This is a genomic window from Phormidesmis sp. 146-12 (assembly GCF_052939495.1).
Map to the genome: position 1 here is coordinate 21,165 of NZ_JBJPHS010000029.1, position 24,594 is coordinate 45,758.

Genomic DNA, 24,594 nt, shown 5'->3' on the forward strand with positions numbered 1-24,594 from the left:
GTTGGTCAGTACACTATCAAGTTGAGCTTCGTTAACGTTCTTCCTAAGCGCTATAGCAACATCTCGGATAGCTGTGTCAACTCATCTGTCTCAAGCCAAAATCGAGTTGCCGATCGCGCTTCCTTAATTTCAGCTTTGTGTGATCAAGTTGCCGACCGCGCTTCTTTAGTTTCAGCTTCGTGTAATCGACTTAACAAAAGCGTTTCCTTAATTTCAGCTTTGTGTAATCGAGTTGCCGATCGCGCTTCCTTAATTTCAGCTTTGTGTGATCGAGTTGCCGAAAGCGCTTCCTTAGCTTCAGAACCCTGATGCTCAGTGACAAGGTTGTATTTCGATGTTACGGACTGAGGTTCCTCGTCATTCGATCGCCAAAAGTCAATTCACACTTCTCAAAAAATTCAGTCTTCCAAAAAATCAAAAATCTGTGTAAGATGTCCGCAGGTGGATATCACGCCCCGGAAATCTGATGAACCAGATCAGACCTCCGAGGACTTCCACCTAAGTTAAAACGACTAACTTTGGAGGCGTTCATGATTGTACTACGTCTGCTTTGCGATGGGATCTTGAAAGGTTGGAATCAAGATCCTGCATACACTTCATACAACGGGGGAACGTTTGAGCCGTCAGCGTTCCCGTCCTCTTTGCACTAAATTTTGCACTAAATAGAGAGGATAAAAACATGGCCGTTAGGAAACACCTTCCTGACTCGGTTTCGTTTAGCTTTGAGTTGCAATGTTCATCCGTTAGACGCTATCGAGTCATGGTCACATTGGATTTGCAAGAGCGACTAATCTTGATGTCCTCTGGCATTCTTCCCGACGTGATCGATTTCGTTGAAGAATTTGTTGAACAACTGAGTGAAATTGCCTCGACAAAACTGGCAATTCTCAAATGGGATGGCACCAGCGACTTGACGACTGAATATCAAATCATTCGCGTGTTAGCAGGATATCAAGCCCAACGTTCTTTAGTGAAGTTCAATATCGTCATCGGCGACAGTTCACTCATCCACCTGGAGGAATTGCACGACAAAAAGACAATTCAACTTTAGGGAGTCGATCGCGAACCTGATTCACACTCTAAATAAACGTGAATTCGATGAGAGTTTTTCCGCTTCGTTGTTCACGGCTCCTGCCCCCCAACCCCCCAATTTTGGGGGACTTTCAGAGAGGAATTCTGGTTCAAAGTCCCTCACTCGTGGGGGATTTAGGGGGCGTTCCTGGATCTAAAAGCGAAGCGTTCATCGAACTGACGCTAAATAAGAGGGATGATTGAGAACTCATTTATCTGTTCATCCCTCGTTTTTTATCGTTGTGCCAAAAATCTCAACAGCCCTCACTTGCCCATTTTTCGCTTCATCTGATTCAACTCTTCTTGAGCTTCCCAGCGGGTAAACTGCTGCTCTAGCGGATCGGCTGAGTTATGAATATGGTTCGTACTTTGATTCCAGCCATTGACCGCCCAGCGTTGTTCGGTTTGAGCCGCACGGGCCGTCTGAGCTTGCGTGAGTTCCGTTTGGACTTCTTGACGGCGCTTCTGAATTTTTTGCTGTAGCGCTTCCGTTTGCTTGAGCCGTTCCTTGAGCATTTCCATCTGTCCCCATTTCTGGTTGCCTTCTCTTAGCAAAGCCGCCTCATGAGCTTGAGCAGGTTCCGCAAGATCCATCCGCCCGCCTGCTTTGGCTTTCTCAATACGAATGTGCCAGCGCTGAATCTCTTGCGCCGTGGTCAAAATCTCTTCTTGAAGCTGCTTCTCTTTTAACTGAAGGTCTGCCATCAGTCGCCGCGTTTCCTGCTCTTGATCACGTAGCTTTTCTTCGAGCGCCTGCAACTCAAGATGCGGATTGTTACGCAAAAACTCATCAAGTCGAGCTTCAAGAAACTGACTAAAATCGTCAAACAGACCCATGATTTACGGCTCCTGATCGCAAGTGGCTTCTAGGTTTTTCCTTAGTCTAATCGCTAAGGATCGTGAATTAAATGAACCCAGCGAATCAATTCACGGCGACCCAAACAAAACTTGTCTTCGCAGTTAAAAACCTTCTAGTCTACGAAGCCAGATTTTGCGCTTGTCAGAACGGTTTGAACCGCCAGTCAGAATTATGAGCTATTTAATTTTTGATCCCAAAAGCCGATCGCTACCCTAAAGCTTTTGTCCTGTAGAAAGCGTTCTCACCTGCCCATTGCGTCGCACAGTCGCATATTGTTTGGACACTTCCACCAAACTCCAACCGCTCGACCCGATGCTTTCACCAATGTAGTAGCGCTGAGTCACCCCATTCATCTCAAACAAAACAACTGATTTCGAGGGGTCAGCCCCTTCTAACACGCCCACCATCGTTCGCTGAGGGCCAGTCGCTTCTGATTGAGGCACGATCGGGGCCGCAGGTTGAACGCTCACCGGACGATTCGCCGTCGGAGAAAGTCGCTCTAACACACTAGCCAGCCGCGTCAAAATCTGATTTAGCTCACGATTGCGAGAATTGTCAGGCACACTGGCCGCCGGAGCAGCAGGCATATTAATCGTGATCGGCGCTCTGGGTAATGTTGTCGAAGACCTTGCCGGGGGCTGATTTTTGGGCACTGGCACCGTTGGCATCCCGCCATTATAAGGAGCAGTGGGCAGTCCTTCTGACTTACCTGTAGTCGCTTTGCGATCGATTGCCTCCAACGATCGCTGCACATAGGCAGAAAACTGAGCATTCGTATCGACGGGCTGAGGCGCTTGAGCCACCGTTGTAGGAGCCGGAGCGGAGGTTAACGCAGATAAAATTCGACCCGGAACGCCTTGTTGAATTGACCAGATCGCTAAAGCCGCGATCGCAGAGGTTGAACAGGTAACTATCAGGAGGCGATCGAAGGTGCTGCGACGAGGTTCGGGAGGTTTAGTTTTGGTGAGTTCGCCCAGTTCGGGGAGTGCCAGATCGTCAGTGTCGATTTTTGGCTTCCATTGAGGAAAGCTGGGAGCGCTCAACAGCCCTGAAGAGAGAGGCGGCGGGGCAATTTCTAGTTTGCGTTTGACAGGCGCTTCGACCGAAACGGGAGTCGCAGGCGGAACAGCACCCTCTAACAGTCGCTCAACATCATCAAACAGATCATCCATCAAGCGATCGGCAAAAGAATCGACCTGAAATGGCTCTGGTAGAGCTTCGGTTTGTTCCCAGGACTGAGCATCTAGAAGCGATTTTTGGCTGGTGACATCTTGAGGCATGGTTTTTATGAGAGTCGATCAAAACGGATAATTGGCTGACTGCACCCTTGAACTTCTGTATCTGTCACGGTCTGATCATTTTTCTCGATCGCGCAAATCTAATTAAAGCGCTCAATCCCACTCACGAATCTATCTTTAGGTAGAGAGCACCTAAAAGTGAAGTATCGAGAGATGATACCCCAAAAGTCAACGCTTGCAGCACTTCCGCAAAAATTATCATTCCTCCAGAAATGACACCCACGGTTCTAGAAACTGCTTACTGAGATTACATGTGATATTAAATCAACCCGATTCTCAGTAACCAAGAAAAACAGTGTTACTTTTGGGTGAGCTTGCTTGTGAGGTGGAGTTGTTTTCGATTCGTCTTCTCCAAAAAGAGGCTTTTTAAAGAAGAAGTAGAAGCCCTTTGGCTTGACAACTCATACTCATTACGAGTACGCTTTGATTAATTCACTAATCGAGGAGCTTACCTATGTTGCCTAACCGAGAAGGACAGCGCGTTCCCAACGCTACATTTCACACCCGCAAAGACAACCAGTGGGTAGACATCACAACAGAAGAATTGTTTGGCGGGAAGACCGTTGTTGTCTTTTCGCTGCCTGGTGCCTTCACGCCGACCTGCTCCTCTACACACCTGCCGGGATATAACGAACTGGCCAAAGTTTTCAAAGCCAATGGGGTTCATGACATTGTTTGCATGTCAGTCAACGATACGTTTGTGATGAATGAATGGGCTAAAGATCAAGAAGCCGACCATGTGACACTGATTCCTGATGGCAATGGTGAATTTACCGAAGGGATGGGCCTATTGGTAGACAAACATGATTTGGGATTTGGCAAGCGATCGTGGCGCTATTCGATGTTGGTCAGAGATGGTCTGATCGAGAAGATGTTTATTGAGCCAGAAGAGCCGGGCGATCCGTTTGTGGTGTCTGATGCAGAGACGATGCTGAGTTATATCAACGATCAGGCGCAAAAACCCAAGCTGGTTTCTCTATTTGCAAAAGTGGGTTGTCCTTTCTGTGCGCGGGCTAAAGCGATGCTGCAAGATCACGGCATGGACTATGAGGAGATTGTGTTGGGTCGCGATGTGACGAGTCGTTCTGTCCGGGCGATGACGGGCGCGGCGACGGTTCCTCAAGTCTTTATTGATGGCAAGCTGGTCGGCGGATCTGAGGAGTTGGCGGCTTATTTGGGAGCGGTGTAAGAAGGGATGAGGGATGAGGGATGAGCGATCGCCGTTTAACCTTTTCATTCCATCATTTGAATTTCATTGCCTGTTGTTCATTCCTTCAGTTCTAAGCTGCGCCATAAGTACCAGGAAGCGATCGTTCGATAAGGCTGCCACGGCTGTCCGAGTTGAGCGATCGCTTTTGAGTTGGGTAGGTCGGTTAGATTGTAGGCGCGACGGATGCCTGAGCGGATTCCTAAATCGTCAACGGGCAATACATCCCAGCGATGGAGTCTGAAGATCAGCAGCATTTGCACTGTCCACCGACCGATGCCTTTGATTTGGGTAAGTTGCTCAACGATCGCTTCGTCTTCTAGCGTTGCTAATTCTGATATCGTTGGCAATCCGTTTAGTGTTTGCTGGGCGAGGTCTTTGATGTAAAGCGTCTTCGATCGAGACAATCCCACACTTCGTAAATTCTCGTCTGATGTGTTGAGAATCGTCTCTGCGGTCGGCACTCCAGAATACAAGGCTAAAAACCGGGTGTGAATTGCTTTTGCGGCTTTTGTAGACAGTTGTTGTGAGATGATCGATCGTGACAACGAAAACAATAAATCACCCGACTGTTGCGCCTGATCTAATGTGCAATCCCCAATTTGATCAATCAGATTTGCCAAGATTGGATCAGACTGTTTGAGATGAGCAAGCGCGATCGTATAGTCCATTTTTTAGTTTGATTATTTTTGTTTGATGATCAAGGCTGATTTAACTGGTCTCTTCGAGTTACCCGCAAGGGGTCGCTTCACTCGATTTCCAGTCTCATCCACCTTACCGTTAATGGTTTTGCCCCGGTAATACAGCGCTGACGAACTGCCCCCATCCAGATTCATCGCCGTTTTGACTCCTAGACTTTTCATCAGGTTGGCGAGTTCTATGAGTGACATTCCATCAGAGGGCTTGGTTTGGGCAACCATGATCCAGATGATTGTGGTATCAGTCAACCCGATCGCGCTTCTTGCATTCCGTTGATTGATGCCGATCGGGTCACGTCCATTTTGGGAATCGGTAAAGGCTTCTTCTTCATCAGTGAGTTTGGGTAGCAGACGAGGCCCACCTCCGAGAGAACTTTCAAGCCGACATCCTAATGGAACTGGATCACGATGCAGCGCAAATGCATATCGAATCGTTTGATCACATTGATAGCGCCGAAACTCCGAGCGATTCAAAATCCTCTCTAGATAAGGCTTCAACGTCGGATTCTCCATTAAGCGATCGTTCTGTTTTGGGTCGGCCACCACTTGCCCATTGACAACAACATAGGAAGTCGATTGCTGGTTTTGAGGGTCAAAATATCCGCCGTTGATGACTGCAATTGCGCCTTCTCGTCGAGCAAACTGTTCGATCGTTTCGGTAGCATTTGATAAAACAGGCATCACCTCAAATTGATTTTGCAACGGAATTTTGACAATATGAACAACGCTATGAGAAAGCAATCGTGATTCATATTGAATCGTTTGAGGAACCGAACTCGACACAGAAATCGGAATCTGAGCAGATGGGAACAAAGAACGAAATACGACGGCGATCGACAAGCTTAATCCAACTAAAACCAATCCAATTTGCCAAACTTTTCTCATATTCGCCTCTTCACTTGCCCTTCAGATCAGCCTGCTAAAATCAAACTGCAAAATTCTAAATCTACTATTCACATCGCTTTGAGTACGGTAAACCGAAGCCTGAGCGCTGACCGTCCCAGTTGCCAAGATGTTAAGTTTAGTTACATAAATAAAAGTTCACTTTGAACCATTTTGGACTTTGGATTAGATCTTCTGGTACATGTTTTGACTCTCTCGATCGACATAACTTTGAAGGATTCCTCTAAATGCCAAGTCTAAAATTACAAGGATTGGTCACACTATGAGCATCAAAGAAAACCCAACTCCGTCTCGTCCACGTCTCATTGGCAACATTTTGCTGGGCGTTTCTGGGTTGTTTCTCCTCGCAAATCTATTGTTACCCAACTTGTTTGGGCCACAGATTCCGGGCGTTCCCTACAGCTTGTTTATTCATCAAGTGCAAGAAGGGGAAGTCGATCGTGTTTCTGTCGGTCAAAATCAGATTCGGTATCAGATCAAAGGTGAAAGCGGACAGCCTGGACAAGTCTTTTCTACGACACCGATCTTTGATCTAGAGTTACCCAAATTACTCGAAGAAAAAGGGGTCGAATTTGCAGCCACGCCACCGCCTAAAAATGGTTGGTTCACGACGCTTCTAAGCTGGGTGTTGCCTCCCTTAATCTTCATTGGGGTTTGGCAATTCTTTATCGCGCGGGGCGGCGGTGGGCCTCAAGGGGCACTGTCGATCGGCAAGAGCAAAGCCAAAGTCTACGTCGAAGGCGAATCAGCCAAAATCACGTTTGCAGACGTGGCTGGGGTCGAAGAAGCCAAAACTGAGCTAGTCGAAATCGTCGATTTTCTCAAAACACCCGCTCGATTTCTGCAAATTGGCGCAAGAATTCCCAAAGGTGTCTTGTTAGTTGGGCCACCTGGAACGGGTAAAACCCTTTTGGCAAAAGCCGTTGCAGGCGAAGCAGGCGTACCGTTCTTCAGCATTTCAGGATCAGAATTCGTTGAACTGTTTGTAGGCGTAGGTTCCTCTAGAGTTCGCGATCTATTTGATCAAGCCAAAAAGCAAGCACCCTGCATCGTGTTTATTGATGAATTGGATGCGATCGGCAAGTCCCGCAGCAGCAACGGATTTTACGGCGGCAACGACGAACGTGAACAAACCCTCAACCAGTTGCTCACCGAAATGGATGGATTTGCCGCAGGCGACGCGACGGTGATTGTTCTGGCAGCCACCAACCGCCCCGAAACGCTGGATCAAGCCCTGTTGCGCCCAGGTCGCTTTGACCGTCAGGTACTCGTCGATCGCCCCGATCTGTCAGGACGGGAAGCCATTCTCAAGATTCACTCTCAAAAAGTCAAGCTGGGCGATGATGTCAATCTGAAAGCGATCGCCACTCGCACCCCCGGATTCGCTGGCGCAGATCTGGCCAACCTGGTGAATGAAGCCGCCCTACTCGCCGCTCGCAACCGCCGCACAACCGTCGCTCAAGAAGACTTTGCCGAAGCGATCGAGCGCGTCGTAGCAGGCTTAGAGAAAAAGAGCCGCGTTCTCAACGAAACTGAGAAGAAAATTGTCGCCTATCACGAAGTCGGTCACGCGATGGTCGGCTACGCAATGCCAGGAAGTGGTCGGGTCGAAAAGATCTCGATCGTCCCTCGTGGCATGGCAGCTCTAGGTTACACGTTGCAGCTTCCGACCGAAGATCGCTTCTTAATGAACGAAGACGAACTACGCGGCGAAATCACCACATTGCTGGGTGGACGATCGGCCGAGGAAGTCGTCTTTGGCAGCATTACCACCGGAGCCTCAAACGATTTGCAGCGAGCCACTGACTTAGCCGAACGCATGGTCACCACCTATGGCATGAGCAAAGTGCTTGGCCCACTTGCCTATCAGCAACAACAGTCCAACTTTTTGGGAGGATCGCCCAATCCGCGTCGAGCCGTCAGCGAAGAAACCTCCAAAGCGATCGATAGTGAAGTCAAGGAAATTGTGGAACAAGCCCACGACCGCGCCTTAGACATTCTCAAACAAAATCGCGAGTTGCTGGAAACGATCGCCCAAAAGCTGCTCGAAACTGAAGTGATCGAAGGGGAAGAGTTATACGCACTCTTAGGTCAGGTCAACAAAGTCGCTGTCTCCTAGTCTTCTCAGTCATTGCATCAGTAATTGAATAAAAGCAGGCGGAATTCTCATTGAGGTTCCGCTTTTGTTTTGCCCTCTCTGATAGTCTTTGACCTGCTGCTGTCTACAATGTGATTAGTGAATTAGTCAGCCATTCGCGCTATTCCAAAACCCATTTATCTTTTAATCATCCATCTGCCAAAAATGTCGGATTCTCAACCAGAAATTACGCCCGAAATTCTCCAAACGATCGACGTTCTAGAAGCGCTAGAAACTTTACTAGACAAAGCACCCAGCGAAGCGATCGAGCAAATTCTTCAAGACGCTTGGCTCAAGGTCAGTGAGACTTTTCCAGAAGACTTTAAGGAGGCAACACGAGAAGATGCTGGAGCAGAGGGATTGCGCCTCTACATTCGCGTCAAAGCCTTCTTTTCTAACCCAGCCAAAAATCGAATTAGTCCTGAAGACCTAGAAATCTATTATCAGCATCGGATGGAAGCGATCGACGAAGATTCTGCTGACTTTTCTACAGATGAACGGTAGCGATGGTAAATAAAGTGCTTCCACAGATGCCGATTTTAACAGTACAAGCCTTATGCTCTGAAGCAGCAAGCTTCTCAGCGATCGAGTCTCAGCATCCAGAGCCTATTCTCTAGGGTGTCACAGACGGTAAAGCTATTGGAACATATTTAGAACAATTCAGGCTTTACTTAAAGGGAAAATATGAGTTTTTGGAGGGTAATTCAGCCAGTGGTATTGATTTTACAGGCTTGCTTGTTGATGTAAAAGTAACCAGCGTCAGACAACCTCAGTCGTCATGCCCCTTCAAATCTGCACGACAAAAGATTTTTGGACTTGGATATTCTCTACTTGTTTTTGTCTATGACAAGTCAGACAATAGCACCATCCGCACAGCAACTTTAAGTATTCTGCACACCATCTATGTCACTGCCGAGAGAACAGCCGATTTTCAAAACTCCAATGCTTTGCAGTGGCGGCTTCAATATGGGAGAGCCCTTGAGCGGGCTGGGCAAGAAGAAGGTGTTGTTGCTGTTTATAGAGCGGTTGTATGACTCAGGTTGTCTCTAAGTCAAAATTAGAGTATGGAGACTTTCAAACTCCATTAGAGTTAGCTGAAAAAATTTGTCATAAGTTGTTAGAGCTTGGTGTAAATCCTGACGTTATTGTTGAGCCAACCTGTGGCATTGGTAACTTTATTCAAGCTTCTGCACATTCATTTCCATCAGCCAGTAAAATCATCGGAGTTGAGAGAAACCAAAACTATTTACAAGAAATTAGAAAAAATAGTCGGCTACAAGACAAAAGAATTCAAATTCAGCCAGGAGATTTCTTTGAGTTTGATTGGTCTTCAGTGATGAAAACTCAATGTAGCGAAAAAATTCTGGTATTGGGGAACTTTCCCTGGGTTACTAACTTTCAACAAGGAATGACTGGGAGCAAAAATTTACCTAAAAAGACTAACTTTCAAAATCACAACGGTTTGGATGCCATTACAGGTAAAAGCAATTTTGACATTTCTGAGTGGATGTTGATTAACGCTACCCAATGGTTGCAGAAACAGGATGCCTATCTTGCAATGCTATGTAAGACTTCTGTTGCAAGAAAACTATTAAATTATATTCAGTCCAAAAATTCAAATCTTTCTTACTGCTCAACTTACAAAATAGATGCAAAAAAATATTTCAACGCAACTGTTGATGCTTGTCTTCTATTCTGTAAATTTGACTTGGATTCACAAAACTACTTCTGTGACGTATTCAATAGTCTTGAGGCGGATACTCACTACCGGATAGGTTACCGAAATAATATTCCAATTAGAGATACAGGCTCTTTTGATCAATTAGAAAATCTACATGATCCCAAGAGGGAAGCGAAATGGCGATCGGGCATTAAGCACGATTGCTCAAGCGTGATGGAATTTCGTAAAGTTGATAATGCATTTATGAATGGATTGGGGGAAGTTGTTGATATTGAAGACACTTGCCTGTTTCCTTTAGTCAAAGGTTCTGATGTTGCACAAAACCGCATAAAAAGCATTAATCGCTATGTTTTGGTCACTCAAAGATTCGTTGGTGAGCCAACTGAATATATCCAAACTTTAGCTCCCAAAACCTGGAACTATTTAGAGACTCATTCAGACTATTTAGAGAACAGAAAAAGCAAAATTCATCAGAAGAGTTCTCGTTTCTCTATCTTTGGAGTTGGCTTGTACACGTTTGCGCCCTGGAAAATTGCAATATGTGGACTCTACAAAAAACTAGACTTTCGGTTGGTTGGGCAAATGAACGGCAAACCAATTGTTTTTGACGACACCGTTTACTTTCTCAGTTTTGAAGATGAACAAGTTGCTACTCAAACACTTACACTTTTAACTTCTTCGCCAGCAATAGACTTTTACTCCTCTTTGATCTTTTGGGATGAAAAACGCCCAATTAAATCCAGCATCTTGAACAGTCTAAACTTACCTGCTTTAGCAGAAAGACTAGCCTCAAAATTGTAAGAAATTAGGGCGTTGCTGATTGGAGGGATGAATCTGTTGGGAAGTGTCAATCTTTCCGCCCCCTAAATCCCCCAAAAATGGGGGACTTTGAACCTTGGGGTTCCCTCCGTGGGGCAATTCATCCCCTGATTCAGCAACGCCGAAATTAGCTATCAGGTTAAAACCATCAGACTGAAAGTTTTTGAATACCTGTCGTTAAACAGTTGACTAGCCTCTACTTCGTTAGCCTAGATTTTGAGTGATGGCGGTTGAGCGATCGACAAATTAGATAAATTAATCTACCTTGTGATTGTCAATGCCCAAGTTTCGGTGAAACGTTAGCGCTCCGACCTGTCGATCGCCCACCATCCAATTTTTCATCCGACTCGGCACCAACTCAAATTCGGTCTGGTTAATTTGCGCCAGTTCACTCAAAAACTCGTCCCAGGTGATGTGATCAAGCTGCATATAAATTGACTTCAGCGAAATGGGATGTCCCCAAGCGATCGCTTGCCCAACTGCCAAACTCGCCAACTTTTGCCAAATCGGAAAGACCCGCTCCACCAGACTGCCGCTCAACTCAGGAAACTGACTCAACAATTCGCCCTGAGCGATCGCTTTGCGAAACTTTTGCAGCATGTCATATCGCGTCACATAGGGATTAAACTCGCCCACCTGCGATCGCAAATCGCCCCATTCACTCTTACGGACTTCAATAAATTTATCGATGGCCGCCAAAATTAAGTCTCGTTCTGCTTGACGATCAAGATTCGCCGGAAGCTGAATTTCCTCGACTTCTAAAGCTTTGTTGGTTGATTTAGCCACGGTGAAATGGGTGAGGGCGATTGTTCATCCAATCAGATTAGCAAGGAGCGGCTGTTTTCTCCACCCCAGACGTTTGACAAGCTTCGATCAGTCCATCAATACCCTGGACGATCCAAATTTTGGTGTTGAGTTTTTGTTCGAGATCTTCAACACGCATGTCATCTAAAAACACGGTATCACCATGCTTCAACATCAAAGAAGGCAGCAGAATCCCATCCTGTAACTCCTGACCCTGCAACGCTTGTAAAATATCCTGCCCAGTCAGTAAGCCCGTCACCGTCATCGTTTGACCCCAATATTGACTATTGAGTGCCACCATTTTCACTGTTAGACCTTGAACCTGATTGAGTCGGCTCAAGATCGGCTGAAAAGCTTGCTCGACCGCGTTGCCCACAATCCAGGTAAAGGAACGAGGAGACACCTTTTTAGGAAGCCGTTTTGCCTGTGACTGAAACTCTTTCAAAAATTGCCGAATCGACCCCACTCCATTACCAATCTGCGGATAGTCTTCGTAATGGGACTCCGGCGGCAACGCCTGACCCGCAATCAAAAACCATTCATCTGCCAGCCACACGATCGTCGAGCCATATTGTTGTTTGAACTGTTGTTGAAGCTGCTGCACTTGAGCAATCACTTCTTGAGCCTTTTTGCGAGTCACCGGAATCAACTCATCTTGATCAGGACGAAAGCGCGTCAATCCCACAGGCACCACGGCTACAGAAGCGATCGCCGGGATCTCCCCTCTGTGAAACTGCGCCAGATCCAACAGCGTGCGCGTCAGATGCTCGCCATCATTAATTCCAGGACACAACACGACCTGAGCATGAATCTGTAAATCGCGATCGTCAAACCATTTCAACTGCTCCAAAATTTGCCCCGCGCGATCGTTCTTGAGCAACCGGGTTCTCACAGGGGCTTCCGTCGCGTGGATTGAGACAAACAAGGGAGACAGCCGCATTTGTTCGATGCGCTCCCATTCTCGCTGCGTCAAGTTGGTCAGCGTCAAATAACTGCCATACAAAAAGCTCAGACGATAATCGTCATCTTTGAAATACAACGTCTGCCGCATTCCTGGCGGTTGCTGATCGATAAAGCAAAACGGACAGCGATTGTTGCACTGGATCAAGCCATCAAACAAAGCCGTTTCAAACTCCAACCCCAAATCTTCGTCGTAGTCTTTCTCAATCTCGACTTGATGAGTTTTGCCACTCGTGTCCAGCACTTCGAGATCCAGCACTTCATCCGCACAGAGAAACTGATAATCGATCAAGTCACGCGGCTTTTGCCCGTTGATCGAAACCAGACGATCGCCCGACTCAAAGCCAATTTCTGCGGCGATCGAATTGGGCAACACAGCCGTAATTAAAGCCGGACGAATGGAAGAATCGCTCATGGAAGTTGGGAAGCTAAATGTCTAATCAGCGTTTGAAAACCGTGGTGAGAATGACCGTGACCGTCGCAGACGCAATCAGCGTAAAAGCCAGTTGCACGACCCATTGAGTCGCCTGTTGATAGTCACTAAAGCGATCGTTAAACCGTTCCCCATCACTAGACAGCTTATCAACTCGATCAGATAGCTGATCCAGCCGCTCCAAAACCTGTTGCTGAAAGTCTCTGTCTCTAAAATTTCGTTGGTCGTCGTCGGATTGCTCGGTCATGATCCTTTCACCCGTGCTTTTCTTATTCTAAGCCTCCTGAGTCAGACGTTTTTCAGCAAGTCTGTCGCGATCGCCAACAGCAGTACCACGCCGAACGTCAGACGATACCAGATAAAAACCAGCGTATTTTTGGTTTGCAGATAGCGCAACAGCCAAGCGATCGACAAATAAGAAAAGATAAACGTTGAGACAATTCCCCCTAGCAAAGGCAGCAATTCATCGACATTCCCGATCGCTTTTCTCGCTTGATAAAGGGTAGCGATCGTCAAGGTCGGAATTCCTAACAAAAAAGAAAATCGAGCGGCGGTGTCTCGCTTCAGTCCCAAAAACAAGGCTGTCGTCAAGGTAGACCCCGATCGAGAAGCCCCCGGAAACAAAGCGATCGTCTGCCCTACCCCCACCAAAATTCCGTCCTTAATTTGCAGTGACTCAAAGCCGCGTTTACGCTTGCCGATTTGTTCTGCCAAACCCAGTAGCAGAGCCATCACGATCGACATCACCGCAATCACCAGAGGCGTTTCTGGAATTTTGTCATTGAGCAGTAGCCCACCGACTAATGCAGGAATCGTACCCACTCCAATACCGACCAGCAGTTTCCACTCTTCACGCTGCCAATCTTTTTCCCGAAATGCTGACCAACCACCCGTCACAATCTGCTGAATATCTGACCAAAAATACATCACGACCGCAATCACACTACCAAACTGAATCGCATCAATAAAATACTTTTGCTGCGTCCAGCCAAACACATCCCGAAAAATCAACAAATGGGCCGTGCTGCTAATCGGCAAAAATTCTGTGATTCCCTGAACGATGCCCAGCACGATCGCCTGAAACAAACCAACCAGCAGATTATTTTTTGGAGCGTCGGCAGCTTGTAGCAAGAAGTGCCCAGCGTTGAATAAAGCGCCCCAATCGGGGTTGAGTTCAAAAAAGTTCATGCGTTCCTGTGGAGTGATTGAGCGATCGGGGTCGTCTTTGCGCGACTAGTTTATCCGAAACTTGTGTCTTAGCAGCTAAGTTTCTATGACTCTCTGCTGATCCAGTCAATGATTTGCGATCGCACTCCGGAAAATCCGCTAAAATCAGGAATACCCCCAGGGGGGATAAACTTCTTAAGATTTATTACAGAGTCACGCCGTTTAACCGACCGAGGTCTGTATGGTAATGTTAAGTTAAGTAAATAAAATTAATCAGAAATAAGAATCCCTTGATTTCCTACCCGTACACTGCTAACCCTATTTATCAACCTCAGACCTCCGAAGCAATGGCTTCTGCTGAGAATACATCCGCTGTTCGACCCTGGTTAGTCTTTGGGGGCGCAGTGTTTCTGGTTGCCGTGCCTGTCTTCTTTGAAGCGCCTTTGGTTCGAGCATTGCCTCTGGTAAGTTTGGCGTTGACCGCAGGCTGGCTCTGGCTAGGTTCAAAGCTCTCATCTAAGCTCAACACTCAAATCTGGGGAGACCTAATCACAGGATTTGCTTGGACTTGGATGGCGGGATCGATCTACTGGGGATGGCTGCGCTGGGAACCGACCTTACATTTACCCGTAGAAGCGATCGCCCTGCCGATCGCTCTTTGGGGGCTGTCGCGCGGATCGTGCAAGGTAGGCAACCTTTTCTATCTGGGTTCTTTGTTTGGCACGGTGTTGACTGATCTTTATTTCTACCTGGTTGGTTTGATCCCGGCTTGGCGACAGGTGATGCAGGCCGAACCGGATCTTGTTCGCCCAATTTTTCAGCAAGCGATCGCTCAAGTTAACACTGCCTGGGGGCTTTTTTGGGTCGCTATCCTAGCAACAATTCTCTTTAGCGTCGGTATTTTTTCTTTTAGACCCCAAAAGTTGCATTGGTTAGCGTTCAGTGGAGCAGTTCTGAGTACAATCTTGGTAGATGGTTTATTCTGGCTTGCGGCTTCTCTCGCTTGAGCAAAGCTTTAGTAGGTCAGTAATATCACGCTTGAAAAAAAATCTCATCCTTGAGAAGTTGAAAAGTTGAGTAGCCCAAAGATGCGTAGGTTACTTGTTTTCAGGCGTGAACACTGACACGTTTTGCGATGTCAGGATGCATCATAGGAAAGACTTATTGACTTCTAAACCTGTGGTGACTTTGCAACCCACTCCTCACCTTGTATTACGGACTGATTCTGGAAGTCGTCGGTTTCCTCTGGTTGGCGGTAACTGTTGGACGATCGGACGTAGTGAAGATAATAATTTTGTGCTGTCTGATCGTTGGATCTCGCGCAACCATGCCATGTTGCAGTCAATGGAGACAGGCGAGTTTTATCTGATCGATTTAGGAAGTCGCAATGGCTCTTTTGTTAACGGACGACGAGTGAGCATTCCGGTAACGCTGCAAAATGGCGATCGCTTGACGTTTGGGCAAACAGAGCTTGAGTTTTACTGCCCGATTCATCATCCGACCGACCCTTCGATGGGGATAGACTCCAAAGAATTTACCGCGACCGCGACGCTGCATATTCGGCGACTGATTTCTGTGCTGGTTGTCGATATTCGAGACTTCACAGTTTTGACGCGCCAGCTAGACGAAAAGCTACTTTCAGAAGTGATTGGCACCTGGTTTCGGCGGGCGGGCGACATTATTCGCGAGTATGGAAGCTGGGTTGACAAGTACATCGGTGACGCAGTGATGGCAGTTTGGACGCATGGCCCCCAGGGAGTCAGCCGCGACGAAATGCTGAGAATCTTTCAGGCAGTGGGGGCCCTGCATACGATGACCAGCAATCTTTACAATCAGTATCCCTTACCCTTTCCTTTACGCATTGGCGCTGGGATCAACACAGGCTACGCGATGGTTGGCAATACAGGGAGTGGCGATCGCCCCGATTACACTGCCCTCGGAGATACCGTCAATGCTGCCTTTCGCCTCGAATCTTCAACCAAACAGATCGGTCTAGATATTGCTTTGGGTGAAACCACTTACCATCATCTTTCGACCCTGGTGGCAGATGCTCAGTTTTTTGAGCAATACACCGTTCACCTTAAAGGCTACGACGTTCCGACGCTGACTCATGCCTGCTCATTTGCGGATCTCGATACGTTTCTACAACTCAAAGTTGGATCAAATAGTTAACCCAGTGTCGAGTTAACTTTCATTGCTCAAGCATTGCTCAAGCGTCTGAATCTTCAGAATTGATTTGGATCTGAGGAATTCAATTTCTCAAACTTGAAAACTCAAACCCTCTGATTAAGAGTTTGTATCACGGAGATGATAGGCTCTAATAAAAGCTGTGTCGAGAGTCTGCTCGATCGAGTGGGAGGGAAATTAACATGAAACGTTTCGTTCGATTTATTGCCACCTTGAGCCTGATTGTGTGCCTGGGTTGGTTTAGCGCGTCTCAGAGTGCAACGGCTGCAAATCTGAGCAATTTTGGGTCTGTCCGTCCGTCTGCTGTGCTGGCTGCCGAGCCGCTTCGCAATGCGGTTGAAGACAAAATGGCAACAGACTATGGTAAAAAAATTGACCTAAACAACACCAATCTTCGAGCGTTCCGCCAATATCAGGGCATGTATCCAACGCTGGCAAGTCTGATCTTCAAAAATGCTCCCTATGAAAGCGTTGAAGATGTCCTGAAAATTCCTGGGTTGAGTGAGAAACAAAAGGAAGTTTTGCAAGCCAATTTGGACAATTTCACGGTTAGTGAAGTCTCGAAGGAGCTTGTAGAAGGCGACGATCGCATCAACAACGGGATTTATCGCTAAAATTCAAAAAATCTACGTGTTCTAATTTTTCGCTCTCTGCACGATCGGGCTGTCCCAGAATGCAGAGAGTGTTTTTATAGCTGCCTCCAAGATGTCAGATTTAAGATGCCAGATTTCAACTCATTCGACGTGCTGGTGATTGGGGCGGGGGCTGCGGGTCTCTACACTGCTCTGTGTCTGCCTGCTCACTTTCAAGTCGGACTGATTACCAAAGATCAGATCTCTCGCTCTGCCAGTGATTGGGCACAAGGCGGCATTGCGGCAGTGATTGATCCCCAGGATTCGACGGATCTACACCTCGACGATACGCTGAAGGCGGGGGCGGGTCTGTGTGACTACCAGGCGGTCAAGTTTCTGGTCGAGAATGCGGCTGAGTGTATTCATAATTTAGTAGACATGGGGGTGGCGTTCGATCGTCAGGGTTCCAATCTGGCTCTGACGCTAGAAGCGGCCCATTCACGGCGACGAGTCCTTCATGCTGCTGATACGACGGGTCGAGCTGTCGTCACAACACTCACTGAACAGGTTCTCAGCCGTAAAAATATTCACATTGTTGCTCAAGCCTTTGTCCTTGACCTTTGGCTCGATTCAGAACAAACCTGTCAGGGTGTCAGCGTTGTTTATGAGGGGCAGGTTCACTGGATTCGGGCAGGTGCAGTGATTTTGGCAACGGGCGGCGGGGGACAAGTATTTGCCCAAACGACCAATCCAGCCGTAAGTACAGGAGATGGGGTCGCGATCGCGCATCGGTCAGGGGCGATTTTGCGAGATTTAGAATTCGTGCAGTTTCACCCGACGGCACTGACCCAGCCGGGGGCACCTCGCTTTCTGATTAGCGAAGCGGTGCGGGGAGAAGGCGCACATCTGGTCGATCGTCGGGGGCATCGATTCGCGTTTGATTACCACCCGGCTGGAGAGTTGGCTCCTAGAGATGTGGTGAGTCGAGCGATTTTTAGCCATTTGCAAAAGACGGAAGCAGATCCCGCCCTGGCGAATGTGTGGTTAGATTTGAGGCCGATCGCTCCTGAGACGATTCGTCACCGCTTCCCAAATATTATTCAAGTCTGTCAGCGCTGGGGGATCAACGTCTTTGAGGAGCCGATTCCGGTCGCCCCGGCAGCCCACTACTGGATGGGGGGCATTGAGACAGATTTGCTAAACCGCACGTCGATTTCAGGACTGTATGCGGTGGGTGAGACGGCCAGCACGGGTGTTCATGGGGCCAATCGCCTTGCTAGCAATTCACTATTAGAATGTCTGGTTTTTGGGGCGCAGTTAAAGTACCTGGAATTAGATGCAAGCGCAATCTCTTCGAGTTACCCCCAAGGGATTGCTGCAACTGCTGCATCCGTTGTCCACTTTGTCGCCGCTGACCTCAAAAAAATTCGGCTACTTCGCCTAGAACTGCCCAAACTCGTCTGGCAAGGAGCCGGGATCTGTCGAGAGCAGAAAGTTTTGCAGGAAGCGATCGCTCAACTTCATCTCTGGCAACAAGAATTTGCCCAACTCTCTCTGACACAAAGCTTGTTAAATCTATCTCCCGGCCAAACGCTCAAATTTGATGCCGCCGATGCAGATGCTCACCTTCGGGCTTGGGGCGAACTCTACAATCTGCTGGATATCGCTGATCTGATTCTCAAAAGTGCTGCCTACCGCACCGAAAGTCGGGGGGGACACTATCGATCGGACTTCCCCAACTCGTCTTTGGAATGGCAGATGCATACAATGGTTCGGCGGGAAGCAGAGCGCGATCGCTGGTGGGCAACACCTGTAAGAAGGGATGAGGGATGAGGGATGAGGGATGAGGGATAAATTAGATGATCTGTTCCCCTTGGGGGGTAATCCGCTGCGCGAGGAGGGATGAAAAAACTACAAATATTTTTGGACGACTTCCCAACCTGTCAGGGAGACTAATACGAAAGCAACGCAGAGCAGGGCATTTACGCCAATGTGGAGCGGTTTTGCCCAGGGACGATCGGGGCTGATTTGCACAGCGCTCCAGGCTGAGACAAACACTAACTCGACGACAGCGATCCCGACCGCGAGATGACTGGAATGTCCCAAACTGCCGTAATGTCCCAAGGTGCCGACAATGCCGATCGCCAACAGCAACAACACCAACCCTGCCATGATAGCCCCCGTTACAAAGTGGAAGGGTCGCAACCAATCGGGACGCTGCTGGCGCGTCGCAAACAGGGCAACTCCAGTAACAGCCTGAATCAGATAGGCCACGATCGTAAAGCCCATTGACCAGGCAGCAATTTTCCACAGCCAAATAAAAGAGGGTAGATCCAAAATATTGACTCAGTACAGCACCCTCATTCTCCTAAAAAAATGCAGTGACTGATCAAGCCACCGCAGGAGTTTTGTCACATTTTGTTCGTTACAGATTCGGTACAGAAGTGATTTGATGCAGCTTTGGGCAATCGTAACTTTCAAGGGACTTCAGAACTATTTTTCTTAAAGAGCAATTTTTTAGAGTGTCAATCAGGTCTGACTCAAGCCAAGCTATCTACTCAGCAGAGGTTAAAACGGGCGTGGCAGCAATGCCTTCATTGCGACGTTCCTGCTCTTGGGTGGAAACTGCTGGTGACTTGCTGCCCTCTTCCACACACAAGGTTGAGCAAGCGATCGTATCTGAGAGAATGGCACTCGCCATCATGCCCGTATGAATTTCAAGCTGGGCATCAGATACCGCCTCAAACAACAAACGCTGACCCGGAAAAACAACCCGCTCAAAGTACCAGTTAGGAATGTTGGTGATGCGGGCAATTTGCATCTGACTTGTAGCGTTGACATAGCAGCAAAGCAGCTTGGTCGCAGTGTCAGAAGGGACGGGATCAAAAATCTGAGCCATAGGTTTCATGGAGAGGACTCCATCTTTGAGGTGAGTGGTTTAACGCTAACACTCTGCGATCCCAGGTGACTGTAAATCCCACTACCAATGGCTTTTTCTATTGCAAATTCTTTCTTAAGGTAGAGCAATGTCAAGGATTGTCTCTATGCTTGATTAACAAATTTTGAGTAAGGAGTGATGAAGGGGCGATCGCAACCCTTATCCATCCGTGATCCTGGCAAAACTTAACCCAAATCGATCCACAGGAATCAGAAGCAGTGGTATCGTAAAGTTATATGACAACACTTTTCAGAATCTTTGACCAAACATCTATTCAGATCCACCCCGTGATCTCAGAAACACGTCAGCATTTCTCATAAACTAAGAGTGAGAAGGTTTGCTGAAACTTGCAGGTTTTGACTTGCTCATTTGAGACTGAGATATCCTTAAACCGCCAACCAATAATGGAAAATCGAATTCTCTACGTCCGCCTTCCGTGTAACCCGATTTTTCCCATCGGCGTGGTCTACCTGGCAGATCACATTCACAAACAGTTTCCCCACGTTGAACAAAAAATCTTTGACCTGGGTACCGTTCCCCCGCTAGACTTTGCGGGCGCTCTGGATGCCTGCATTGATGAATTTCAGCCCAGCCTGCTGGTTTATTCTTGGCGAGACATTCAAATTTATGCGCCTGTGGGTGGACGGGGTGGAAACCCTTTGCAGCACACGTTTGAGTTCTTTTACTCGCTCAATCCGCTGGTCAAGATGAAGGGCGCGATCGGTCTGCTAAAAATCGCAACAGGCTACTATGGCGAGCTTTGGCGCAATTTGGGCTTAATCAAGCGAGGCGTAAAACGAGCGAAACGCTACAATCCCAATGCTCGTGTGGTTGTAGGCGGTGGTGCCGTCAGTGTTTTTTACGAACAGGTCGGAAAAAGCTTGCCCAACGGGTCGATCATCTCAGTCGGTGAAGGGGAAGCGCTTTTAGAAAAGCTGGTGCGGGGTCAGGATTTTTCTGATGAGCGGTGCTATGTGGTGGGTGAGACGACTCCCCGCGATCGCATGATTCACGAAGCGCCCGCTAATATTGAGAAAACGGCCTGCAACTATGATTACATTCAGAGTATCTGGCGTGACTTTGAGTATTACTTTGAGTCTCAAGATTTCTATGTAGGCGTGCAGACCAAGCGGGGCTGCCCTCATAACTGCTGCTACTGCATCTACACGGTGATCGAAGGCAAGCAGGTGCGGATTAATCCGGCTGAGGAAGTCGTGGCTGAGATGAAACAGCTTTACGATCGCGGTATTCGTAATTTCTGGTTCACCGACGCTCAACTGATTCCCGCCCGCAAGTATATGGATGACGTGATCGAGCTACTGCAAAAAGTTCTCGACGCAGGCATGAAAGATATTCACTGGGCTGCCTACATCCGAGCCGACAATCTCACGCCTGAACTGTGCGATCTAATGGTCAAAACAGGGATGAATTACTTTGAGATTGGCATCACTAGTGGGTCTCAAGAGTTGGTTCGCAAAATGCGGATGGGCTATAACTTGAGAACCGTTTTAGAAAACTGCCGCGATTTGAAGACTGCTGGATTCAGCGACCTGGTTTCGGTGAACTACTCGTTTAATGTGATTGATGAGCGTCCTGAAACAATTCGTCAAACGATCGCCTACCACCGTGAGCTAGAGAAAATTTTTGGGGTCGACAAAGTAGAACCTGCGATCTTCTTTATCGGACTCCAACCTCATACCCACCTTGAAGAATTTGCCTTCAAAAATCAGATTCTCAAACCTGGGTACGACCCGATGAACATCACGCCCTGGACGGTTCGCAAGCTGTTGTGGAACCCTGAGCCATTGGGATCATTCTTTGGGCAAGTCTGTCTGCAAGCGTGGCGGCAAAACCCCAACGACTTCGGGCGCGAAGTGATGAATATTCTAGAAGCGAGACTGGGACGTGCAGACTTAGAAGAGGCTCTAACGGCCCCGATCGCACCCAAACAACAGGCTCTAGCAAGCGTTGGCGCGAGAAAGTGAGGATTTAATGCTGGAAGGTTCCATTCTACAAAGGTTGAGGTCTGCTCACCAGAGCGGGCACTCAGGGAAACGTCCCTTAAACTTTGGGGTTTACTACAAAAATACGCTGGTCTCTCTCTGTCACGCCCTAGAGGACTGCATTCTCACCTGTAGCAGTGCGCCCCTCGTGGTGACTGCCTTCCAGCGTGGCAAATGGTATCTCCAGGAGGCTGATCGCTACGCTGAGCTAGCTGATCGATCCCGACAGGTGGTGATCATGGCCTCCCACGACACAGGCTTTGCAGAACATCCGACCAGCCAGCGATCGAATGTCTCTCTGGTAGAACTGGAACAAACTGACCCTGTTTCTCAAGAGTGGCACTTGATGATTTTTGCGCCTACCTATACTGCGATGGTGCTGTGTCAGGAGCTTTCGGTCGAAGACTACGGTGAGAAAGGGGTTCCGACCGAAGATCTCGATCGTAAATTTTACGGGTTTTGGACGTTTGAATCCAATTTAGTTAAGGAAACAGTGGAACTCGCGATCGACCATCTCGGACGCTACAATCCTGACCTTCACCAGCAACTCACTGCCAGAGTGCAAGAGATTAGCACCGAGGCTGAGACAGCCGATCGCGATGACATCTACACCGCCGTCTCGCTAGTGATGGAATACCTGAAAACGGGTCAGCAGGATTTGGAGTCTGTCTCGATCGCTCATCGTCACGAAGCTTTAGATAACAACCTAGTGTCTAATGAGTTGCAGGCATTTTTGAGGCTGGCTCAACTAATTGACCAAACTGACCTCAGCAATCCGATGGCCGCCGCAGAAGTGACGACGCTTGGAGAAGCAATGGCGCAACTGCTCGACCTTCCTTCGTGGCAGTTAAATCGATTGAGGCTGGCAGGTTTGCTGCATCGGCTGGCATTTTTGCAGCGATCGGACAGCGTTTTGAGTGCCGGAAGTTTTGCCCGCTATTCTGAAAGTGAACCAGACGCGCCGCCCAGTTGCCCGATCGTGCCCGGAGCGCAAATTCTCAGAACCATGCAGCGGTTAAAGGCGATCGCGACCATCATCACCCACCAAACCGAACGCTGGGACGGACACGGCCAGCCTGCGGGGCTAGCGGGCGACGAAATTCCTTTAGAATCCAGAATTCTCGGACTTTTGGCCGCCTTTCAGCAGCAGCTTGCTAACCATCGAGCGAATCCAGCCCTGACTCCAGAGGCGTGTTTTACCCAAGCGTTAGCAGCCTGTCAGGCAGAACAGGGCGATCGCTGGGATCCAAAACTCGTTGATGTGCTCACCCTCTTGGTGAGTGGAATGCAACAAGGGTTGAGTCTACCGATCAATCTGCCCAAGATTGCAGCGGGGATGTGGCTGCTCGACTCTCACTCAGACGAAGACCTGCTCAAGTTGTCAGAATTCGAGCAGATGGTGGACATGGCAATCGAACAGGTTTAACAGCATGGAGCTTCAAGTAGTGCGATCGGACAAACTCAAGCATTCAGCCGGGGCAGATTTACAGGACGAAGATCTCTCTAACGCCGATCTCAATGGCGTTAATCTCGCAGGCGCAAAACTCACAGGTGCAGACCTCACAGGCTCCAAACTCTCAGGTGCATCTCTCGATGGTGCGAATCTAATCGGCTGTCAGCTAGTAGGCACTGATCTGCGGGCCAATCTGATGGGGGCAAACCTCATGCAAGCTGACCTAACCGAAGCTGATCTGCGAGGCAGCAATTTGCGTGGGGCAAATTTGATGCGGGCCCGGTTGACTCGTGCCACGCTGACGGGTGCTTTCTTAAGTGGCGCAAACCTAATGGGCGTGAGCTTTCAGGGGGTTGACCTGCGGGGTGCTGATCTGCGAGGTGCAAATCTGAGTGGCGCAAATCTTCACGGCGCGAACTTGAGTCAGGCAGATTTGCAAGGAGCACTCTTGACCGAAGCGAACCTTGAGGAAGTTGACTTACAGGGTGCTAATCTAGCAGGCGCAAATTTAGCGGGCGCAAACCTTTTGTGTGCTGAGTTAGAAAATGCAAATTTGGAAGGCGTGAATCTTGCAGGAGCCTGTCTAGTAGGAACGAAATTAGATGGGTCGATTCCTGACAGCGCAGTGTCTCATTCCTAGTGCGATCGCCCCTATTGCCAAAGTCCCCACTAGCCCAGCCAATGGATTGCGATCGACACCTGTGACCCACTGGGGCACTTGATTAGAGAATTGGATCACCTGTCCCACATTCAAGATGTAATAGCCCCAGACCAACCCCCCATGTAGCCCGATCGACAGACCCAATCGACCTTGAGTGGCGCGTTTTGCCCACACTAAAGCAACTCCCAGCAAAATCAGGGCAGGAACTTGAGCAATTCCTCTAGGCGCGTGGAGGAGTCCGAAGACGGCAGCACTAATCCAAAGTGCTGTTTGGGGGTAGTCTCGCTCTAACTCGTCCAACAGCCAGCCACGAAACAAAAGCTCTTCAGCAAAACCAACCCCCAGACCCGTGAGGGAGCCTTCCAAAATCATTTGAGCTAGAACGGGAGACGATCGCCACTCTACCCAGCCCAAAATCCCTAAAAATCCAAACATTGCCAGTAGACAAATCGACCCTAACCCCAAACCTGTTAGAGTGTTGAGTGCATTTTTGCGGGTGCTGCTCAGTCCATAACGTTTGAGAAGAGGCTGTTGATAGACATAGTGCCCCCAAAGTCGAACTAGAAGAATAAATTCCAGGTACAAAAGAACTAGCGTAATGATCGAAGCTGCATTTGTATCGGACACTCCCCATTGAATTAAGCCAGCCAAAGGCAGCCCTGCACAAAGTAAAACAGACAAAAATATCCCGATCCGAAGTGGGGCGGGATAAGTAGGTATACGATCGAGACGGCGCTTCAAAG

At 48.3% G+C, this 24,594-nt stretch carries 24 protein-coding genes; 13 read left to right on the forward strand and 11 right to left on the reverse strand.

Going from position 1 to position 24,594, the window contains the following annotated elements; all coding sequences use genetic code 11:
* Positions 1–679 precede the first annotated feature (679 nt).
* The gene (locus ACKFKF_RS14160) at positions 680–1,051 is read left to right on the forward strand and encodes a hypothetical protein (RefSeq protein WP_446868288.1); all 372 of its coding nucleotides are present in this window, start codon (positions 680–682) and stop codon (positions 1,049–1,051) included.
* Positions 1,052–1,335: 284 nt separating this feature from the next.
* On the opposite strand, the gene ACKFKF_RS14165 is transcribed toward ACKFKF_RS14160, so the two are convergent.
* Positions 1,336–1,908 (reverse strand): TIGR04376 family protein, encoded by a 573-nt coding sequence (locus tag ACKFKF_RS14165; protein WP_446860841.1) that lies wholly within the window; start codon positions 1,906–1,908, stop codon positions 1,336–1,338.
* Positions 1,909–2,142: 234 nt separating this feature from the next.
* Positions 2,143–3,210: a hypothetical protein gene (locus tag ACKFKF_RS14170; RefSeq protein WP_446868289.1), complete on the reverse strand. Its 1,068-nt coding sequence runs from the start codon at positions 3,208–3,210 to the stop codon at positions 2,143–2,145.
* A gap of 472 nt (positions 3,211–3,682) precedes the next feature.
* On the opposite strand from ACKFKF_RS14170, the gene ACKFKF_RS14175 reads away from it, so the two are divergent.
* A complete protein-coding gene (locus tag ACKFKF_RS14175) occupies positions 3,683–4,417 on the forward strand; it encodes a glutathione peroxidase (protein WP_446868290.1) in 735 nt (244 codons plus the stop codon).
* Between the two features lie 77 nt (positions 4,418–4,494).
* Here ACKFKF_RS14175 and ACKFKF_RS14180 read toward each other — a convergent pair whose 3' ends face one another.
* Together ACKFKF_RS14180 and ACKFKF_RS14185 are read right to left on the reverse strand one after the other, a co-directional pair.
* Entirely contained in the window at positions 4,495–5,106 is a 612-nt protein-coding gene (locus ACKFKF_RS14180; protein ID WP_446868291.1) for a DNA-3-methyladenine glycosylase family protein, read from the reverse strand.
* A gap of 12 nt (positions 5,107–5,118) precedes the next feature.
* Positions 5,119–6,018, reverse strand: coding sequence for a phosphodiester glycosidase family protein (locus ACKFKF_RS14185; protein ID WP_446868292.1), 900 nt, complete (start codon positions 6,016–6,018; stop codon positions 5,119–5,121).
* A gap of 280 nt (positions 6,019–6,298) precedes the next feature.
* Here ACKFKF_RS14185 and ftsH4 point away from each other — a divergent pair, with 280 nt between their 5' ends.
* The 4 genes from ftsH4 (at position 6,299) to ACKFKF_RS14205 (ending at position 10,655) form a co-directional block, all read left to right on the forward strand.
* The gene (gene ftsH4, locus ACKFKF_RS14190) at positions 6,299–8,155 is read left to right on the forward strand and encodes an ATP-dependent zinc metalloprotease FtsH4 (RefSeq protein ID WP_446868293.1); all 1,857 of its coding nucleotides are present in this window, start codon (positions 6,299–6,301) and stop codon (positions 8,153–8,155) included.
* A 183-nt stretch (positions 8,156–8,338) separates the two neighbouring features.
* A complete protein-coding gene (locus tag ACKFKF_RS14195) occupies positions 8,339–8,677 on the forward strand; it encodes a hypothetical protein (RefSeq protein ID WP_446860835.1) in 339 nt (112 codons plus the stop codon).
* A 188-nt stretch (positions 8,678–8,865) separates the two neighbouring features.
* On the forward strand, positions 8,866–9,207 hold the full coding sequence (locus ACKFKF_RS14200) for a hypothetical protein (RefSeq protein ID WP_446868294.1): 342 nt from the start codon (positions 8,866–8,868) through the stop codon (positions 9,205–9,207).
* The gene (locus ACKFKF_RS14205) at positions 9,204–10,655 is read left to right on the forward strand and encodes an SAM-dependent methyltransferase (RefSeq protein ID WP_446868295.1); all 1,452 of its coding nucleotides are present in this window, start codon (positions 9,204–9,206) and stop codon (positions 10,653–10,655) included. Before ACKFKF_RS14200 ends, ACKFKF_RS14205 begins: the two co-directional genes overlap by 4 nt.
* 273 nt (positions 10,656–10,928) lie before the next feature.
* Here the strand turns inward: ACKFKF_RS14205 and ACKFKF_RS14210 are convergent, their stop codons facing one another.
* From ACKFKF_RS14210 to ACKFKF_RS14225, 4 genes are read right to left on the reverse strand one after another with little or no spacing between them, the layout of a single operon-like run.
* Positions 10,929–11,459 carry a hypothetical protein gene (locus ACKFKF_RS14210; protein ID WP_446868296.1) on the reverse strand — a complete coding sequence of 177 codons (531 nt, stop codon included), beginning with the start codon at positions 11,457–11,459 and terminating at the stop codon, positions 10,929–10,931.
* 37 nt (positions 11,460–11,496) lie between these two features.
* Positions 11,497–12,852: a TIGR03279 family radical SAM protein gene (locus ACKFKF_RS14215; protein ID WP_446868297.1), complete on the reverse strand. Its 1,356-nt coding sequence runs from the start codon at positions 12,850–12,852 to the stop codon at positions 11,497–11,499.
* Positions 12,853–12,877: 25 nt separating this feature from the next.
* Entirely contained in the window at positions 12,878–13,117 is a 240-nt protein-coding gene (locus ACKFKF_RS14220) for a hypothetical protein (RefSeq protein ID WP_446860829.1), read from the reverse strand.
* A 41-nt stretch (positions 13,118–13,158) separates the two neighbouring features.
* A complete protein-coding gene (locus tag ACKFKF_RS14225) occupies positions 13,159–14,058 on the reverse strand; it encodes an undecaprenyl-diphosphate phosphatase (protein WP_446868298.1) in 900 nt (299 codons plus the stop codon).
* 326 nt (positions 14,059–14,384) lie between these two features.
* Here ACKFKF_RS14225 and ACKFKF_RS14230 point away from each other — a divergent pair, with 326 nt between their 5' ends.
* The 4 genes from ACKFKF_RS14230 (at position 14,385) to nadB (ending at position 18,629) form a co-directional block, all read left to right on the forward strand.
* Entirely contained in the window at positions 14,385–15,044 is a 660-nt protein-coding gene (locus tag ACKFKF_RS14230) for a DUF3120 domain-containing protein (protein WP_446868299.1), read from the forward strand.
* Positions 15,045–15,201: 157 nt separating this feature from the next.
* Positions 15,202–16,209, forward strand: coding sequence for an FHA domain-containing protein (locus ACKFKF_RS14235; protein ID WP_446860826.1), 1,008 nt, complete (start codon positions 15,202–15,204; stop codon positions 16,207–16,209).
* A gap of 197 nt (positions 16,210–16,406) precedes the next feature.
* Positions 16,407–16,838, forward strand: a complete 432-nt coding sequence (psbU, locus tag ACKFKF_RS14240; RefSeq protein WP_446868300.1) for a photosystem II complex extrinsic protein PsbU — start codon at positions 16,407–16,409, stop codon at positions 16,836–16,838.
* 105 nt (positions 16,839–16,943) lie between these two features.
* Positions 16,944–18,629, forward strand: coding sequence for an L-aspartate oxidase (gene nadB / locus ACKFKF_RS14245; RefSeq protein WP_446868301.1), 1,686 nt, complete (start codon positions 16,944–16,946; stop codon positions 18,627–18,629).
* Between the two features lie 78 nt (positions 18,630–18,707).
* Here nadB and ACKFKF_RS14250 read toward each other — a convergent pair whose 3' ends face one another.
* Positions 18,708–19,133, reverse strand: coding sequence for a DUF4079 domain-containing protein (locus tag ACKFKF_RS14250; RefSeq protein ID WP_446868302.1), 426 nt, complete (start codon positions 19,131–19,133; stop codon positions 18,708–18,710).
* 217 nt (positions 19,134–19,350) lie between these two features.
* Entirely contained in the window at positions 19,351–19,704 is a 354-nt protein-coding gene (locus ACKFKF_RS14255; RefSeq protein ID WP_446868303.1) for a DUF1830 domain-containing protein, read from the reverse strand.
* Positions 19,705–20,138: 434 nt separating this feature from the next.
* Between ACKFKF_RS14255 and ACKFKF_RS14260 the strand changes: the two genes are divergently transcribed.
* The 3 genes from ACKFKF_RS14260 to ACKFKF_RS14270 are packed head-to-tail and all read left to right on the forward strand — an operon-like array spanning position 20,139 to position 23,830.
* On the forward strand, positions 20,139–21,719 hold the full coding sequence (locus ACKFKF_RS14260) for a photosystem II high light acclimation radical SAM protein (RefSeq protein ID WP_446868304.1): 1,581 nt from the start codon (positions 20,139–20,141) through the stop codon (positions 21,717–21,719).
* 7 nt (positions 21,720–21,726) lie between these two features.
* Positions 21,727–23,163, forward strand: coding sequence for a DICT sensory domain-containing protein (locus tag ACKFKF_RS14265; RefSeq protein WP_446868305.1), 1,437 nt, complete (start codon positions 21,727–21,729; stop codon positions 23,161–23,163).
* A 4-nt stretch (positions 23,164–23,167) separates the two neighbouring features.
* Positions 23,168–23,830, forward strand: coding sequence for a pentapeptide repeat-containing protein (locus ACKFKF_RS14270; RefSeq protein WP_446868306.1), 663 nt, complete (start codon positions 23,168–23,170; stop codon positions 23,828–23,830).
* Here ACKFKF_RS14270 and ACKFKF_RS14275 read toward each other — a convergent pair.
* Positions 23,789–24,592 carry a CPBP family intramembrane glutamic endopeptidase gene (locus ACKFKF_RS14275; protein ID WP_446868307.1) on the reverse strand — a complete coding sequence of 268 codons (804 nt, stop codon included), beginning with the start codon at positions 24,590–24,592 and terminating at the stop codon, positions 23,789–23,791. The two genes, ACKFKF_RS14270 and ACKFKF_RS14275, sit on opposite strands and share 42 nt — an antisense overlap.
* Positions 24,593–24,594: the final 2 nt, after the last annotated feature.

Coding starts and splice junctions, on each gene's coding strand:
- ftsH4 (WP_446868293.1), top strand. CDS start 6,299: ATGAGCATCAAAGAAAACCCAACTCCGTCTCGTCCACGTCTCATTGGC.
- ACKFKF_RS14220 (WP_446860829.1), bottom strand. CDS start 13,117: ATGACCGAGCAATCCGACGACGACCAACGAAATTTTAGAGACAGAGAC.
- ACKFKF_RS14230 (WP_446868299.1), top strand. CDS start 14,385: ATGGCTTCTGCTGAGAATACATCCGCTGTTCGACCCTGGTTAGTCTTT.
- ACKFKF_RS14265 (WP_446868305.1), top strand. CDS start 21,727: ATGCTGGAAGGTTCCATTCTACAAAGGTTGAGGTCTGCTCACCAGAGC.
- ACKFKF_RS14205 (WP_446868295.1), top strand. CDS start 9,204: ATGACTCAGGTTGTCTCTAAGTCAAAATTAGAGTATGGAGACTTTCAA.
- ACKFKF_RS14160 (WP_446868288.1), top strand. CDS start 680: ATGGCCGTTAGGAAACACCTTCCTGACTCGGTTTCGTTTAGCTTTGAG.
- ACKFKF_RS14195 (WP_446860835.1), top strand. CDS start 8,339: ATGTCGGATTCTCAACCAGAAATTACGCCCGAAATTCTCCAAACGATC.
- nadB (WP_446868301.1), top strand. CDS start 16,944: ATGCCAGATTTCAACTCATTCGACGTGCTGGTGATTGGGGCGGGGGCT.
- ACKFKF_RS14260 (WP_446868304.1), top strand. CDS start 20,139: ATGGAAAATCGAATTCTCTACGTCCGCCTTCCGTGTAACCCGATTTTT.
- psbU (WP_446868300.1), top strand. CDS start 16,407: ATGAAACGTTTCGTTCGATTTATTGCCACCTTGAGCCTGATTGTGTGC.
- ACKFKF_RS14170 (WP_446868289.1), bottom strand. CDS start 3,210: ATGCCTCAAGATGTCACCAGCCAAAAATCGCTTCTAGATGCTCAGTCC.
- ACKFKF_RS14215 (WP_446868297.1), bottom strand. CDS start 12,852: ATGAGCGATTCTTCCATTCGTCCGGCTTTAATTACGGCTGTGTTGCCC.
- ACKFKF_RS14165 (WP_446860841.1), bottom strand. CDS start 1,908: ATGGGTCTGTTTGACGATTTTAGTCAGTTTCTTGAAGCTCGACTTGAT.
- ACKFKF_RS14175 (WP_446868290.1), top strand. CDS start 3,683: ATGTTGCCTAACCGAGAAGGACAGCGCGTTCCCAACGCTACATTTCAC.
- ACKFKF_RS14255 (WP_446868303.1), bottom strand. CDS start 19,704: ATGAAACCTATGGCTCAGATTTTTGATCCCGTCCCTTCTGACACTGCG.
- ACKFKF_RS14270 (WP_446868306.1), top strand. CDS start 23,168: ATGGAGCTTCAAGTAGTGCGATCGGACAAACTCAAGCATTCAGCCGGG.
- ACKFKF_RS14180 (WP_446868291.1), bottom strand. CDS start 5,106: ATGGACTATACGATCGCGCTTGCTCATCTCAAACAGTCTGATCCAATC.
- ACKFKF_RS14185 (WP_446868292.1), bottom strand. CDS start 6,018: ATGAGAAAAGTTTGGCAAATTGGATTGGTTTTAGTTGGATTAAGCTTG.
- ACKFKF_RS14225 (WP_446868298.1), bottom strand. CDS start 14,058: ATGAACTTTTTTGAACTCAACCCCGATTGGGGCGCTTTATTCAACGCT.